Source organism: Undibacterium sp. Tian12W (assembly GCF_049339405.1).
GTDB lineage: Bacteria > Pseudomonadota > Gammaproteobacteria > Burkholderiales > Burkholderiaceae_D > Undibacterium.
The window spans coordinates 119,384-133,402 of sequence record NZ_JBMPPK010000011.1 but is presented as its reverse complement, the minus strand read 5'-3'; the positions used below and the strand labels follow the sequence as shown (position 1 = coordinate 133,402).

Here is a 14,019-nt window from a genome sequence, read left to right as displayed (position 1 = left end):
GGAAATAATTTAATTTGTGAGGATGCCGTGAAGAAATTAGCCATAGTGATGATGCTGCTTTTCCTGTCAGCGTGCGCCGGACGGGATAAGATGATATTAGAATCGCGAGACGTGCAAGCCTTCGAAGTTGCTGAGCACTTAACTGCGAAGTCATCTTCAATTACAATATCTGGTCTTGCATTTCATAGTGCATTAGCCGTGCAAGAAGTAAGAACAATACCAGAGGGAAAAGCATTGCATGTTTATGTGCATTTGGCACCAGCGCATGCAAATTCATCTGGCAGTTTTTCGTCTGAGATCGTTATTCCGGCAACGGTAGAGACCATATATTTCGGTCTTGAAAAAACCGTGATCTGGCAGAGAAAAAGTCCCTCTGAAGCAAGCTGAGCTTGTCAGTGCCAGTAAGATGATATGTAAGACGTGATAGTCTCTTATTTCTCACTGTGGCTTCTGACCGACATGCGGCGCATTGCCACGTACGCTATGTTACTTCGCTAGTAGCTGATGAACCAAATATCGAGAGTTTATTTCAAGTCATATATTCCCATCCATCTATTCCAGGGCAATATCGATGCAAGAGTTATTTGCTTATGAAGATTTTACTGATTATTCGCATTTAATCAGTCCCTACACATTTGTTGGCGTGAATAATGTTGGATGGTTAAACTTGAAATCTGATTTTCAGAAAGGAGAGTTGCGAAGCTCCCTTCTAAGAAAACTCAAAGATGTCGCCAGACAGGATGAAATTTTTCAGCCAACGGTGGAACCTGGTAGAGGCTTTCCATTCTGCGAAGTCTGCGGACCAGTCAAAATCTGCAATTCTGGCGGTGAGTTAATCCGGGATGCTGAATTGTGGATACCATACGAAGACATTATTTTCGCGTCTCCTGTCCTTATCCTGCATTACATGGAAGTGCATCATTATCTTCCCCCGGCCGAGTACATTGACGCAATCATTGGTATTGATATAAGGCAGCCATTTGATGCGGAGAAGGTCTATAGAGATAAGCTTGTTACCAGTGGCTGGTTTTATCGGGAGCGGTAAGTAGCTGGGCCAGACCCTACACTCAAAAATATCTTTCCGGAAAACATGAGACAACTGAAAAGGATGCAATGAAAAAATTTATCAAAGCTTTAGGGGTATTTCTCTTTTTGATATTTTGTTTCCTGGTCTTCGTTTCCTTTAACCTGGAAAGTTCATCAGTTATATTGAATGGTATGGCAGTGGGTTCTGAGTTTTATCAGAAAACGCAGAATGCGATGGTATTTCTGATGCTCTTCCTGATCTTTACTCCGCTGCAGATTTTTGTTGTCTATCTACTTTTGAAATCAAATAAAGTAGATGCACTTAAAAAATTCGTCTTCTTTTCTTTGATTATGTCGATAGCCTGCTCGCTGATGGTGTATTATTTTTCTGGCGTGTTTCCATTCAGAATACCTACGGTGAATTGACGGGTTCCGCTATTTCAACTGCACCAGGCAAGTTCCCAATTCTTTTTCATATCTGCTTGCCTAACGCATGGAAGAAATGTTTTTCTGAAAAATTGAGGCAACATGCGGCGCATTGCAATGCGCCCTACGTTAAGGCGCTGATTAAAGGCGTTCGGCAGATGTGAAATTAGTGTAGTGCAATTTCCATGATGATGTGCGGACTAGCTGCCGGTACACTGTTCAGGATCGCGGTATCCATGTGAAATCTCCCTGAATTCTCTTTACATAGTCTTCTTCTATTTCGAGCTCAGCAATAATTTCCAGCAAGTCTTCTTCATAAAAAAATTCATCATCAAGAATCTCTAAACCGATTTCGATAACGGATTTTCGCATCTCTGTTTGCAGCAAGTTTGCATATCTTCCTGAAGACAACTCAATGCAAATACCTGTATATTGATTGGGAATCGGTAATCCATCATGAAAATTTCCTTGAATTGGTATTGCCCGGAGTTTTTTAGCGATCTGATCGAAATCGAATCTGCATTCAGCAGCGCGACAATAATCACGCTTGGGTAATTTTGAAGATGAAATTATTTTCATGACTTGAAATTTTCTTGCTATGTAGCTGGGTATTATTGTGAGAAATAGAATACATCTTAAACAAGAAAATACTCTGCGTGTTTTATACGTGGTGGAAAATATTCCCCCGAGAAACTTGAGGCCGTCTACGGCGCATTGCAATGCGCCCTACGTTACGGCTGCGCTTTAAGCTTGTTTTTTTCATACAGTCCCGAGTGAGCACGGTAAAGAAATAAATTACCACTACCCGGTACTCTCTGCCACTTCCATCATCAGCCCCCTTAACCACAAATGCGCATCGCTGCGTGCATATTTGCTGTGGCTATAGACTTTCAAAGTATAGGGCGGTATCGCAAATGGGGCGGGGTAGATGGCGATGCCTGCGGCTTGTGCCAGGGTATTGGCGGCATGGCGGGGCAGGGTCATGATGAGGTCGCTGCTGGCGATGATGAAGGGGGCGACAAGGACATTGGGTAGCTGGACGGTGACCTGTCTTTGCAGGGCCATGCCGTCGAGTACATAGTCGATGACGCCGCGGCTTTCATTCCACGGCGTGACGACGGCATGGCGAGCCTGCAGATAGGTTTTTAATGTGAGTTTGCGTTTGATATGCGGGTGGTGTTGGCGGGCGATGGCGACGTAGTCATCTTGCAACCAGTCAAATTCTTCCAGACCTGTAGGTAATGGAGTGCGTTCTTCATCATAGCCAAGGGCGAAGTCGATATGGCCTGCGGCCAGTTCTGCGATCGCGATTTTCTGGCTGGTGTTGATGATGCGCAGGGTAATATTAGGTGCGACCTGTTGCATTTTGCTGATGAGGCGCGGCAGTATCGCAAAGGCAGTGTAGTCGCTGGCGGAGATGACAAAATTGCGCTGGCTGGTGGCAGGGTCAAAGCGTAGTCTGAGACTGAGCCCCGCAGACAATTGCGCCAGCGCCGAGCTGATGGGCTCAGCGATCTGGTCGGCGCGCAAGGTTGGTTGCATCTGGTTGTCAAGCCGCACGAATAACTCATCGCCGAGGGCGGTGCGCAGCCTGGCCAGTGCATGACTCACGGCAGAGGGGCTCAGTGCCAGCTCATGTGCGGCAGATGTGACCGAGCGTTGCTGGTACAGGGCATTAAATACCAGCAAGAGATTGAGGTCGAGCTTGCGCAGGTCAAGATGCATGTTCTGCATGATAGTCTGAAGTAATTGCACTTGCCGCATTGTAGGCTGGCTTGTTAGGATGTGGCAAATGCGAGGTAGATGTCCTTCAATTTTTGCTGTTACTTTGCTGCTACGCTCATTGAGCTAAGCCTGTTCCACCCTAAACTTCTCCCCCGATCATTGAGACGAGGGATACAGAATGAGATATTCATGAATATAGAAATACGCCCAGCCCAGCCCGAAGATGCCGCCCTGATCCATGCCTATATCACCGAGCTGGCGATTTATGAGAGAGCCGAGCATGAAGTCATTGCCAGTGTCGATGATGTCAGGCAAAGCCTGTTTGCGGCTGACAGCCCGGCGCGTGGCCTGATATGTAGCATGGATGGTGTGCCGGTTGGCTATGCGGTTTATTTTCTCAGCTATTCGACCTGGCTGGGACGCAAGGGCATGTATCTGGAAGACTTGTATATTTCACCCGGCCAGCGTGGCAGTGGCGCGGGCAAGGCCTTGCTGCGGCATCTGGCCCAGGTGGCGGTTGAGAGTGGCTGTGGCCGTCTTGAATGGAGTGTGCTGGACTGGAATGAACCGGCGATACAGTTTTATTTATCGATAGGTGCGCAGCCGCAGGATGAATGGGTGCGTTATCGCCTTGCTGGTGACGGTTTGCAGGCCTTTGCGGCTGGTGACAAGAAGCTCGCTACAGCCTGATTTTGCTAGGATCATCTACGTTTGTCCTTGCCTGTCCTTGCACTTTTCGAGGGTGGTGTTGGCATTATGTTAGCATCCTACTTGCCAGAGTGAGCAAAATGCAAATATAGTGTTTTAAATACAGTGTTTTATATCACTCACAGGCCACCTGTCTGCTGGTACCGGTTTTTCAAGGGAGAGACAGACAGCATGATCAATCGTTGAGATAAATAAAGGCAGTATGATGACTATCCAAAAACATATATTGGCAGTTTTATTATTGGCAGGCAGCACATGTGTTGTCCATGCAGGCGATGTGTCGGTCAATATGCCGGGCATCAGCGTCAAGGCGCAGGACAATGGGGGCAAGGCAAATGTGCAGATGCCCGGTGTGAGCGTGAATGCCGTGCAAGGTAATGGCAACGGCAACGGCAACGGCAATGGCGCTGGCAAGCAGGCTGGACGCGCCGATGGTGGGCGCATCATGGGCAATGACATGAGCAAATCTACGCAATGCAATGGCCAGCCTGTGAGCATACAGGGCAATGGCAACCAGATCAGCCTCAGCGGAGTTTGCCCTCAGGTCAGTGTGAAGGGTAATGAAAACCAGATCACGATAGAACAACTGGGCAAGGTGCAGGTGGTGGGTAACGATAATCAGGTCAAGTGGGCGCAGGGACTGAATGGGGCTAAGCCGCAGGTGCAGAGTTCGGGTAACGATAACCAGATCAGCAGGCAGTAAACAGGCGGTAAACATATAATAAACAGATAAGCCGTTGACTTGAAAAGGGTGTGGATAATCAAACAGATATCCACACCCTTTTTATTTGCCAATCAATATCCCCATCGCTTTACTCATTGTTTGGATTACTCATTATTTGGATTGCGTAATGAGCGGCTGAGTTGCGTGAAGTGAGGCAGGGCGGTTTCTTCGGCATCGGCTGCTGCGTGTGCTGCTTGTGCTGCTTGTGTTGCTTGTGCAGTGGGTGCAGCGGCTACCTGCACTGCCTTGAGTGCCATGGCAGGTGCTTTCTCCGCAAGATCGGCCTGCTCGGCGGCGGTCAGGGCAGTCAGTGGCTTGTCGAGGAACTTGTACAACAGGCTGCGCTGCCCGGCTGTCATGTCGCGTGTTACCGGCATGAACAGATAGCTTTCAAATGCGGCTGGTGCGGTTAAACGGTGCAGGATGCTCGCATATTGATGCACCTGGGCCGGATTGGCCAGGTCCAGCCAGTTGTCCATGCAGGGGGCCATGGCATTCCAGTTGATGAGCACGTATTTATACACATTGTCCCAGGTCGGGGCCATGGCTGCGATATTGCTGTCTGCCTGGCGCACGCGTACATAGGCATAGGTATTGCTCTGGGTATCGAGGCCCTGGGTTGGCGGCGGGGCGCTTTTTGCAGGGACCGGCAGGTAGGCATAGACCGTGCCCTTGGTGGCGCTGGCTGTGATGTTTAACACCCCTTGCGCATCGGTCTTGAGGTTTTGTGTACCCGTCACCTGGCCGCCGCTGGCCGACAGCTGGAACAAGGTAACATCGCTGACTTGATGCAGCGGCTTGCCGCGCGAATACAGCGTGAACTTGACATTGCCAGCAGGGCCTTGATCCAGATACAGGTTGGGTGTGTGTGGTATCAGGCGCAAGACGCTCTCTTGCAACAGCATGCCATATTTGGAGCTGTGCAGTTCAAGCTGGCCTTTTTCTATATCTACAGGATTGACCTTGCTGATGTCAAAGGTGACGATGCCTGCGCCTGCCTCATAGGCCTTGCGGTCATACTTGTCGTAGTTGATGCTGGCGATGGCGTCAGCCTTGCCAGTCAAATAGAGCTGCAATGTACCCAGGTCTTGCTTGGCCAGGTCCATGCCGGTTTCGCTGACGCTGTTCGACAAATCCACCGTCATGATGCCCTTGCCCTGGCGTGCATGGGCAGCAGCGACAAAGGCCTTGTCATTATCGACTGGCAACAGGGCGCGGTCACCTGGTTCGTGCATGGGTTCGTCCTTGCGCCAGATGCCTATGGTACCGACCACCTGGCTGCGTGCAGGGTTGGGCTGGAAGCCGCCTTTGCCTAGCTTGTCACGCAGTTGCTGGAATTGTGCCGTCGTGGCTGCTGCGCCTGCGGTAGCCAGGTCCGCATCATCAAAATAGACGGTGCAATAGGCATTGAAGCTGACGACGATGCCTTGTGCATCACTGTCTTGCAGTGCATGGTGCAGGGCGGCTAGCGCATCACTCTTGTGTACATCAATCTGCAGGCCGTGCTTGGAAAAGGATGTCTGCCAGTTGACCGAGGCTATACCAGCGATGATGCCTTCGGCATTGCGCTGAAAGTTGATATAGCGTGCCGTAAAGCGCTGGTTGCATGGCGCGGCAACACGGCAGCCGCCATCTATGCCAAAGCTGATGCCGTCAAAGAATAATTGCGAAGTGCAGGCACCATAGGGTTCCAGGTCGATCAGCATGGCGCTGAGCTTGGCGGGGGCACCAACCAGTTTGTCTGTGGTGACCGGCCCCTTGCCCAGATCGACACTGGAGACTTCGGTATTAAAGAATTGCACACGGTGGGTGCCATGCGGGTTCCAGTTACCGCCACCAGCACCGGTCTTGACCGATTCAATCGCGCTCTGGCGAAACTGTTGCATGGTCTCGGTCGGTGTCATGACGCTCTGGGAAGTGTTCTCGTTATAAAAACGTGGGTAGTTATTGGTGACGATGGGGTCCCAGGAAATTTGTCCCTTGAAATGGATGCGCGGCGTTTGCAGGATACTCATGCTGTTCTCTCCCGATTCAGATTTTTTTGTAGACGAAGGCCGGCCCGGCGACTTTGTGCTTGTCGTTCAGGGGCGTATGCAAGGCTTCAATCGCAGCCATGCGCAAATCAAACATCTTGCGCACCGCAATGCCGAGTTGTGCCGCATCACCATTCAGAGCCAGGTTCAGTGCATCGACCATGGCGCTATAGGCCTTGGTGCAGGTATCCTGCGCTGCTCTCGCTGCCGCCGGTTCTTTGGAAAAATCATGCAGTTGTGGATCAGCAATCGCCGGAAAGACCTTGGCATAATCCACACCCAGCGGCCCACCCCAGGAAAACCCCTGTGGCGAATCACTGGCTGTCAGCACCTGGTTGCGGTAGATTTCTTCAAAGCGGTAAAAGTGCGCGAGTTCGTTGCTAAAGTCCAGCGGGCTGGTACTGGCACCTTCACCTTCAGAGACGATAACCTGTATCGCCCTGTGAGCATCTGCATAGTTATTCACAGCAAACAGCTGGCCTGCAAAAAACTGCTTGTCATCGATCTGGTTGCGGTTGGCCTGCCAGGCAGTGGCGGGCAGGGTTTTGAGATACGCATCCAGCGCATCATAAAACTGGCCTATGGTGACTGCCTTGACCGCAGGAGCAGCCAATAGCTTCAGTTGCGGGAATTCGATAGGATCAACCGGCATTTCTATATTCATGCCTTGCTGCATCGCGGGCTTGCCAAACGCCAGTATGTGCAGGGTCAGCACCTTGCCGTCGTGACCTATGTCACCGGGCAATGGGCCTGGGTATGTGGGCGGCTGCAGCTTAGGGCTGCCACCGAGGGCATTGAGGATATTCGCCGCCAGGCACAGATGGATCATCTCCTGGTGTGTGATGGAGCGCAGGCGCGCAGCAGCAGGTGCATTGCTGCCCGGCAGTATCGTCAGTTGCGCATACAGGTAGGGCGGCAGTGTGCCAAATTCTACATTGATGGCAGTCTCCAGCATGGCCTGCGCCTGCGCCACGCTGGTGATGGGCGAAAGTTTGAGTAATATCATGCTTGCCCCCTGCAGGCATGGTGGCAGGCAAGCGTCAATTGCGTATTCATATTGCTGTTCTCCTCGGCAAGAAGTGATTTGGTGTAGACAAACATGGACAAACAAACACAAACGACGGGTGAAACTGCCCGCTGGCAATCCCCGGTTTTTCCTACGGCAGACAATACAGGCGATACAGATGAGGCAGGCCACAGGCAATGCGCAAACATGATCAAAACAAGGCCAGAGTGATCAAGGCTGGCCTTTGCCACATGCAACCGGCATACAGTAAGGCGGGACATGGCGGCAGGCTTTCACAGAATCAGCCCACAGCACCATGTTGTTGAAAGGAAGCATCCCCCTGATTGCGGCGGCTACAGAAGTCAAATAAATTAATAATTTGAATTTACTATATGATAATAGTCAAAGGTAAGGTGTTTTGTCAAATTTGCATTAATGAGACAGATTTGCCGGTCTGGTCTGTGCCGGTGGGGTAGGGAGTTGCCGCAGTGGGGATGTTTTTAAAACAAAGCTGTGACGTAGGGCGGATTGTAATCCGCCGCATGAGGCTGCCAAATCCCCGCTATAAACATCAGTGTCGGGCATCAGGCATACATGCAGCACGTCGCAAAAAACAGGATGTACTTAAGTAAAGAGCATTTTGAGCAGTATGAGGCGATCGGATTTCCGGGAGAAATAAATTTGCCGTGTACGACGCTCGCATGAGGCCCGCGTGGAATCGCATTGCGCTGGGCAGCAAGATGGTCAGCACGAGCTAAAACCAAGGGGTGTCACGATCATCCGGGACACCCGCTAGCTTCTACACCACTTCAACATGCAAAGTGTTGATCAAATCAGAACTTGTAAATCGCCCCAATATTGATGAAACGGCCAACCGCGCCTGCCGAGTGCAAGGACAGATTGTATGGACGCCCACTGCCGTAGGTGCTGACGTCAACAGGTGGGGCCTGATTGAACAAATTAGAGACCGATGCATGCAAGGTCCATTGTTTGCTCATCTTATAGTTAAGCGACAAATCAGTTTCCAGGAAGGGTGATACCCGGCAGAAACGTGCAGGTGTGTTTCCTTCTGGGAATACACCATTCATTTTGCCACCCTCACTACATGTGGTCTGTCCCAGGGTAGGATCAGTCAGGTCGTAGCCAGATATCCAGTGCAGGCTGGTAGCGACCTCCAGTTGGCCCATATTCCATGTCAGGTCCACCTGCGCCCGGTCTTTTGGATTGGCGGTATCAGCACCAATACCGGCCGGCCCGTGGGTACCTGCCAGTTCGTAGGTCTTGCCGTCGATAGTCATGGCATAGCTGAAGGCGTGCGTATATTGAAACTCGGCCTTCAGGCTGCCATATTCCCCCAGCTTGAATGTGTAGCGGGTGTCGAATTCGATACCGCGGGTGCGCGTGCTGTTGGCATTGACCGGGGTAGCTGGATAGTAGGCGATCCGGCCAACAGGGGGCGTACACGAAGTGGTGCCGCCATTACCGTCAGCGCAGTCGCTGAGTTCAGGGGAGTTGCGCACTGGTGTGCCAGAAAGCGGGCCACCAATAATCTGATCCTTGACGGTGATCTGGTAAAGATCGATCGCCGTGCTCCAGCCTTTGATTGGTTCCAGTATCACGCCCAGGGTGGCCGATGTCGATTTCTCTGGTTTCAACGCCGGATTGGTCGTCGTCAAACCGATCAGCGACTCGTTGCAAGAGGCGACGACAGTGCCTTTAGGATACATGCCATTGGCCAGATAGCCGCCTGGGCACAGCACAGGATCATTCGCATTACCGACGCCGCCGCTGCTTGCCGAATTACCGTTCTCGGCCGGACCTGGCGCCCGGAATCCTTTAGCCACTGTGCCGCGCAGCGCAAAAGCGTTGCTTGGCGTCCATTTGAACGCCAGCTTGGGCGTACTCGAATTGCCAGCCAGGCCATAATGATCAAAACGGACGGCGCCGTCGATTTCCAGGCCCTTCAATACCGGCGCGATAAATTCCGCATAGGTAGACGTAGCCGTCTCAGAACCAAAGGCATACGCGCCGTTGGTCAACCCATCTGCTTGTGGCATCGAAGGTGCCGACAACTTGGTATGGAAAGACTGCAGGCCCATACTTACCATCAGATCGCCACCGTCAAGTTTTGTCAGCGCACGCGCGGCACGCAGCTCGCCAAAGGTGAGCTCTGAGGTGTCGAAGGAGGAAACTGTCCTGAAGATGCTTGCCATATCGGCTGCGCTATTTGTTCCCATCACCGAATATGGATTGCTGCTGCGATTCAAGGCAGCATTCATCGCCGGCACATTCACATTACCTGTACTTACCCGGTTCAGGTTGTTGCGGGTATAGCCGAGCGACGCGTCGATGTCCCACGCACCAAAGGTACCGCTAAGATCTGCCACCAGGCGGTAAGCCTTGGAATCGGTGGTGATGTTACGTGCCGGCGCACCCGGGATGGGGCCGCGCACAATGGCAGGAACGCCAAACGGATTTCCCGGATAGTCGGCGGGCACGCGGATGGAAGGAATGGCTGTGCCAGCGACATAATGAGGTGCCACGCCGGACACCATTTCCAATTGAGTGGCATAGGACGACGGGAAGTTGCTGAAACCCTGTGGCAAGGTAGCCTTGCTTTCGAACAGGGAGGCCTTGATATTGACCTTCCAGTCCTGGCCCAGATTTTTGGTATAACTGCCCAGGATATTGATGTTTTCCGTCTTCGGTTGTAGTTGTTTAAACGGATCATCATAGGCGCACCCACCGGATGCCAGTTGGGAATAGCTGCCACAAACCGTACCGGGGAAGAAGGCGAAAGCAGCACTGTTGTCAGCGCCAGCTACCCGCTTCACGTTTGGATTCAACAGATAAGGCGACAGCACCGTGGGTGCCGTTGATTGCGGGGTCACGACACCCAGCGCCTTGTTCGCGCCGCCATAGGCTGACATATCCAGGGCCTGCCACAGTCCTGCGTCACGTCGCTGCGTATAGTAAATTGGGTCCTGCTTGCGATATTCCACGCTGATATAGGAATTAAAACCGTCCTGGTCCAGTTTGCCGATGCCATGGCTAAACGTTGCATGAGTTGTGCTGCCGCCTCCCTGGCTGGTAGTGCCTGTCTCGGCTGACAGCGTAGTGCCGACCAGATTCTTTTTCAGAATGACATTGACCACGCCAGCCATGGCGTCGGAGCCATACACCGCTGAGGCACCATCCTTGAGGATTTCAATTCTCTCCACAGCATCAAAAGGAATATTCGAAATATCGACAAACGAGCGCGAGCCATCATCGGCCAGCGGGTAGCCCGCCATACGGTGACCGTCGATCAGTACCAGAGTAGCGTTGTTGTTCAAACCGCGCAGCGAAATGCCGCTGCCGCCAGCCGCAAACCCGCCCGAAAATGTCTGGCTCAGCGTTCCCGCCCCGTTCGCTGTTATATGCTGCAATACCTCGGATACTGAGGTGTAACCGGAATTTTTTAGATCCGCTGCATTAATCACTTGCACCGGACTCGGGGTTTCAGCGTCAGCGCGGCGGATGTAAGAGCCGGTGATCTCGACGCGATTTACAGGGCTTGCCTTGGGTTCAGCTTCTTGTGCAAATGCGACGCCGGTGAACGAAGCGGAAAATGCTCCGGCTGCGACGAGTGTTGCAATTGCCTGGGGTAATACCTTCAATTTGTTCGTCATATCAATTCCTTTTTTGTTTATTCGAGTCTCCGTGTTTACTCCCTATGCAGGTCAGCCATCGCTCGGCAACGATGGCCAGACCAATTCCTTGATGCGTGATTTTTTGACGAGGTCGGATTAACGGCGGCGCACACCCTTGTGCCAACCATTGCCGTGCCCGGCTGCTTCAAATTTGTGTTGTCTGTCGTTCGCGTCACCAGGCCGGCGCGGCGGGCAAGCGCAGCACCTGATCGTCCTTGCAAGCGAGCTTCAGGCTTTGAATATGGCGAGTGCCCGTATTCGACCGTATTTCAATTTTTTAAGCGCATCAGCAATGCCTTGAGCAGTATCAAATACCATTGCGTGCGTTGTTTCCGTCGTGTCAAACTGCCTTTTGCATACACTCGATACAGTGCCAAGTGAGAAGCCCTTTGCTCCAATCAAGTCCAGGCATATTTATGTAAAAATTAATGATGTAAATAATATAAATAATTAATGATAAAATTCACTAAACAGGATCATGAAAGGCAAGCCCTGGCGATAACTCATCCTAACTTTGTCTGGAAAATTCAGTCAATCAGAGCTTATTTGTGCTTTTCAGTTTAGTTTGTTTACGAAACAACAATGACGGAAATTAGCAACGGTTTTTTTTGAAAGGAGGGAGATGTAAAGTGCTATCGAAAGAAAGCCTGAAGCTTTTGAAATTGATTTCGAGTAAAAGCGAGAAAGTTTTCGAGAAATATCTGGCCTCTTGTGAAGCGCTTGTATTTCCACATGAATTCTCTCGACTCCGTGCTGAAGTTGCTGGTCTAAATCAGCAAGAGTGCATTGGCGGGGTTCAGTTTCATTGATTGGACTTACGCAAAACTACCCCAAAGCTTGCAGCTCAGCGTACTTCTCAATTCGTCATACCCGCGCAGGCGCACTGCTGTCCGGAATAATTATATTGACTTGTTCTGAAATCAATATATAGCCGACGTCTTGGCACTTTTTTCTGTGTCGGAGACTTGATTTTGTAATTGAATATTTTCTGCCAGCAGTCATGCCTGAAACTCCTTCCCCTTCAAGGGGAAGGTTGGGATGGGGATGGGTTTCTGTAGCAAAATCATTTACTGCCTATCGACCGAACTCCATCCCCACCCTGACCCTCCCCTTGAAAGGGAGGGAATCTGCTCATTATTTTTTTAAGCACACTATTCCGGACAGCAGTGCGCGCAGGCGGGTATCCATGTCTGATCGGCCACACCTGTCTTAAGCCTGTGCGGTTGATCAACGATGGATTCCCGCTAAAAGCATGCGGGAATGACGGTTTGGGGTGCATAGGATGGCTTGCACTTATTGTGCTCATTGCTATACATGCATGGCCGACAAAAGAACTGTCAAGGCCAATTTTGCATAAGTCCTCATTTAGTAATTTTTAGCATGGATACCAGAGGCGATATTTTCAATCCGTCAAGGCTGCTTTGGTCGCATCGATGTTTCCGTCGGACGCCAGTGCAGGCAGCTTGATGAGCTTCATCAGCAGCGGATACACATTGACATTGTCAAACGGTGGCAAGACTGTCGCCTTCTTGAAGGCCGGGCCGTTTGCAATGAACAGGGCCTGCATTTCCTTGCTCAGGTTGTCGTAGCCATGGGAACCCTTGTTGGCCTTGGTGGCAGCTTTGGCATCTGGCACGACCAGCCAGCCTACATCGGCTGAACAGACAAAGCGTTGCACGCGGGCGTTTTGGCCGAAGTGAAAGCGTTCTGGTATGTCTTCTTTTTTCCAGCACTGCATGTGTTCATGCTTTTTCAGCAATGCTTTTGCCACTGCTTCTTCCTGCCCGGGTTTGGGATTGACGCCTGCATAGCTGCCATAATTGACGACTTCATAGCTGGCCGGGTCAGCAATCTGGTCCAGCAGTATGGTGCGTTCAGGGCTGGTGGCTGCCATGCCATGGTCAGAGACGATGACGACATTCGCCTTGATGTTGCGGGCGCGCAGGCCTTTCATCAAATGGTCAATCGCTGCATCTACACCTGCGGCGGCATCCGTCACTTCTTTGGTATCTGGGCCAAAATCATGGCCTGCGTGATCGACCTGGTCGAAATACACGGTCAAAAATCCTGGGCGGTCTGCCACAGGTTTGTCGAGCCAACTCAGCATGGTATCGACCCGTGTGGCAGGAGGCAGCTTGTCATCAAAAGGACGGTATTCACTGGGGCGCACGCCTTGTATGGCGGCCTCAGAGCCGGGCCAGAACATGATGCCGGTTTTTACCTTGTTCTTTTCTGCGGTGACCCAGACTGGTTCAGCCCCGTCCCACCAGCGCCTGTCGAGCACGGCTTCTTTATTGCTGAGCTTGAAGCGTACTCCGGGTATCTTGCTGTCTTCCATGGTGTTGCCGACGATGCCGTGATGGTCAGGGCGCAGGCCTGTTACGAGGGTGTAGTGATTCGGGAAGGTGATCGATGGAAAAGAAGGGCGCATGGCCTCGGTACGCACACCATCTGCTGCCAGCGCGTTCAGCGTCGGAGTCACACCGCGCGTCAGGTAGTCAGGCTTGAAGCCATCTATCGATACCAGGATGACGGGATGGTAGTTGTCGTCAGCGTTGCTGACAGATTGCCGTGGTGTGGAAGAGCAACCAGCGATGGTCAGACTCAGCAAGCCGTAGCTCAGGATTTTTTTGTAAGATGGTTTCATCATGGTGACTCTTGGTATAAACAATAGCTAGG

At 51.5% G+C, this 14,019-nt stretch carries 12 protein-coding genes; 6 read left to right on the top strand and 6 right to left on the bottom strand.

Features of this window, described 5'->3' with window-relative positions; translation table 11 throughout:
- Nucleotides 1-27 precede the first annotated feature (27 nt).
- From ACO0LI_RS15540 to ACO0LI_RS15530, 3 genes are all read left to right on the top strand, one after another.
- Nucleotides 28-387 carry a hypothetical protein gene (locus ACO0LI_RS15540; protein WP_423033476.1) on the top strand — a complete coding sequence of 120 codons (360 nt, stop codon included), beginning with the start codon at nucleotides 28-30 and terminating at the stop codon, nucleotides 385-387.
- Nucleotides 388-571: 184 nt separating this feature from the next.
- A complete protein-coding gene (locus tag ACO0LI_RS15535; RefSeq protein ID WP_423033474.1) occupies nucleotides 572-1,045 on the top strand; it encodes a hypothetical protein in 474 nt (157 codons plus the stop codon).
- Nucleotides 1,046-1,113: 68 nt separating this feature from the next.
- Nucleotides 1,114-1,452: a hypothetical protein gene (locus ACO0LI_RS15530; protein ID WP_423033472.1), complete on the top strand. Its 339-nt coding sequence runs from the start codon at nucleotides 1,114-1,116 to the stop codon at nucleotides 1,450-1,452.
- 219 nt (nucleotides 1,453-1,671) lie between these two features.
- On the opposite strand, the gene ACO0LI_RS15525 is transcribed toward ACO0LI_RS15530, so the two are convergent.
- Together ACO0LI_RS15525 and ACO0LI_RS15520 are read right to left on the bottom strand one after the other, a co-directional pair.
- On the bottom strand, nucleotides 1,672-2,031 hold the full coding sequence (locus ACO0LI_RS15525; protein WP_423033470.1) for a hypothetical protein: 360 nt from the start codon (nucleotides 2,029-2,031) through the stop codon (nucleotides 1,672-1,674).
- A gap of 222 nt (nucleotides 2,032-2,253) precedes the next feature.
- Nucleotides 2,254-3,177 (bottom strand): LysR family transcriptional regulator, encoded by a 924-nt coding sequence (locus ACO0LI_RS15520; protein ID WP_423033646.1) that lies wholly within the window; start codon nucleotides 3,175-3,177, stop codon nucleotides 2,254-2,256.
- 189 nt (nucleotides 3,178-3,366) lie between these two features.
- Between ACO0LI_RS15520 and ACO0LI_RS15515 the strand changes: the two genes are divergently transcribed.
- Nucleotides 3,367-3,867 carry a GNAT family N-acetyltransferase gene (locus ACO0LI_RS15515; protein ID WP_423033468.1) on the top strand — a complete coding sequence of 167 codons (501 nt, stop codon included), beginning with the start codon at nucleotides 3,367-3,369 and terminating at the stop codon, nucleotides 3,865-3,867.
- Nucleotides 3,868-4,090: 223 nt separating this feature from the next.
- On the top strand, nucleotides 4,091-4,588 hold the full coding sequence (locus ACO0LI_RS15510) for a DUF3060 domain-containing protein (protein WP_423033466.1): 498 nt from the start codon (nucleotides 4,091-4,093) through the stop codon (nucleotides 4,586-4,588).
- Between the two features lie 125 nt (nucleotides 4,589-4,713).
- Here the strand turns inward: ACO0LI_RS15510 and ACO0LI_RS15505 are convergent, their stop codons facing one another.
- Both ACO0LI_RS15505 and ACO0LI_RS15500 read right to left on the bottom strand, forming a co-directional pair.
- Nucleotides 4,714-6,624, bottom strand: coding sequence for a hypothetical protein (locus ACO0LI_RS15505; RefSeq protein WP_423033464.1), 1,911 nt, complete (start codon nucleotides 6,622-6,624; stop codon nucleotides 4,714-4,716).
- 16 nt (nucleotides 6,625-6,640) lie between these two features.
- Nucleotides 6,641-7,648 (bottom strand): ferritin-like domain-containing protein, encoded by a 1,008-nt coding sequence (locus ACO0LI_RS15500; RefSeq protein ID WP_423033462.1) that lies wholly within the window; start codon nucleotides 7,646-7,648, stop codon nucleotides 6,641-6,643.
- A gap of 93 nt (nucleotides 7,649-7,741) precedes the next feature.
- Between ACO0LI_RS15500 and ACO0LI_RS15495 the strand changes: the two genes are divergently transcribed.
- Complete coding sequence (locus tag ACO0LI_RS15495) at nucleotides 7,742-7,879, top strand: hypothetical protein (RefSeq protein ID WP_423033460.1); 138 nt, start codon at nucleotides 7,742-7,744, stop codon at nucleotides 7,877-7,879.
- Between the two features lie 602 nt (nucleotides 7,880-8,481).
- On the opposite strand, the gene ACO0LI_RS15490 is transcribed toward ACO0LI_RS15495, so the two are convergent.
- Nucleotides 8,482-11,319 carry a TonB-dependent receptor plug domain-containing protein gene (locus ACO0LI_RS15490; protein WP_423033458.1) on the bottom strand — a complete coding sequence of 946 codons (2,838 nt, stop codon included), beginning with the start codon at nucleotides 11,317-11,319 and terminating at the stop codon, nucleotides 8,482-8,484.
- Nucleotides 11,320-12,742: 1,423 nt separating this feature from the next.
- Nucleotides 12,743-13,990, bottom strand: coding sequence for an alkaline phosphatase family protein (locus ACO0LI_RS15485; RefSeq protein WP_423033456.1), 1,248 nt, complete (start codon nucleotides 13,988-13,990; stop codon nucleotides 12,743-12,745).
- Nucleotides 13,991-14,019 lie beyond the last annotated feature (29 nt).

Bases quoted from the DNA above. Each gene is read 5' to 3' on its own strand.
- ACO0LI_RS15535 (WP_423033474.1), top strand. From the start codon at position 572: ATGCAAGAGTTATTTGCTTATGAAGATTTTACTGATTATTCGCATTTA.
- ACO0LI_RS15530 (WP_423033472.1), top strand. From the start codon at position 1,114: ATGAAAAAATTTATCAAAGCTTTAGGGGTATTTCTCTTTTTGATATTT.
- ACO0LI_RS15525 (WP_423033470.1), bottom strand. From the start codon at position 2,031: ATGAAAATAATTTCATCTTCAAAATTACCCAAGCGTGATTATTGTCGC.
- ACO0LI_RS15520 (WP_423033646.1), bottom strand. From the start codon at position 3,177: ATGCATCTTGACCTGCGCAAGCTCGACCTCAATCTCTTGCTGGTATTT.
- ACO0LI_RS15515 (WP_423033468.1), top strand. From the start codon at position 3,367: ATGAATATAGAAATACGCCCAGCCCAGCCCGAAGATGCCGCCCTGATC.
- ACO0LI_RS15510 (WP_423033466.1), top strand. From the start codon at position 4,091: ATGACTATCCAAAAACATATATTGGCAGTTTTATTATTGGCAGGCAGC.
- ACO0LI_RS15505 (WP_423033464.1), bottom strand. From the start codon at position 6,624: ATGAGTATCCTGCAAACGCCGCGCATCCATTTCAAGGGACAAATTTCC.
- ACO0LI_RS15500 (WP_423033462.1), bottom strand. From the start codon at position 7,648: ATGATATTACTCAAACTTTCGCCCATCACCAGCGTGGCGCAGGCGCAG.
- ACO0LI_RS15495 (WP_423033460.1), top strand. From the start codon at position 7,742: ATGGACAAACAAACACAAACGACGGGTGAAACTGCCCGCTGGCAATCC.
- ACO0LI_RS15490 (WP_423033458.1), bottom strand. From the start codon at position 11,319: ATGACGAACAAATTGAAGGTATTACCCCAGGCAATTGCAACACTCGTC.
- ACO0LI_RS15485 (WP_423033456.1), bottom strand. From the start codon at position 13,990: ATGATGAAACCATCTTACAAAAAAATCCTGAGCTACGGCTTGCTGAGT.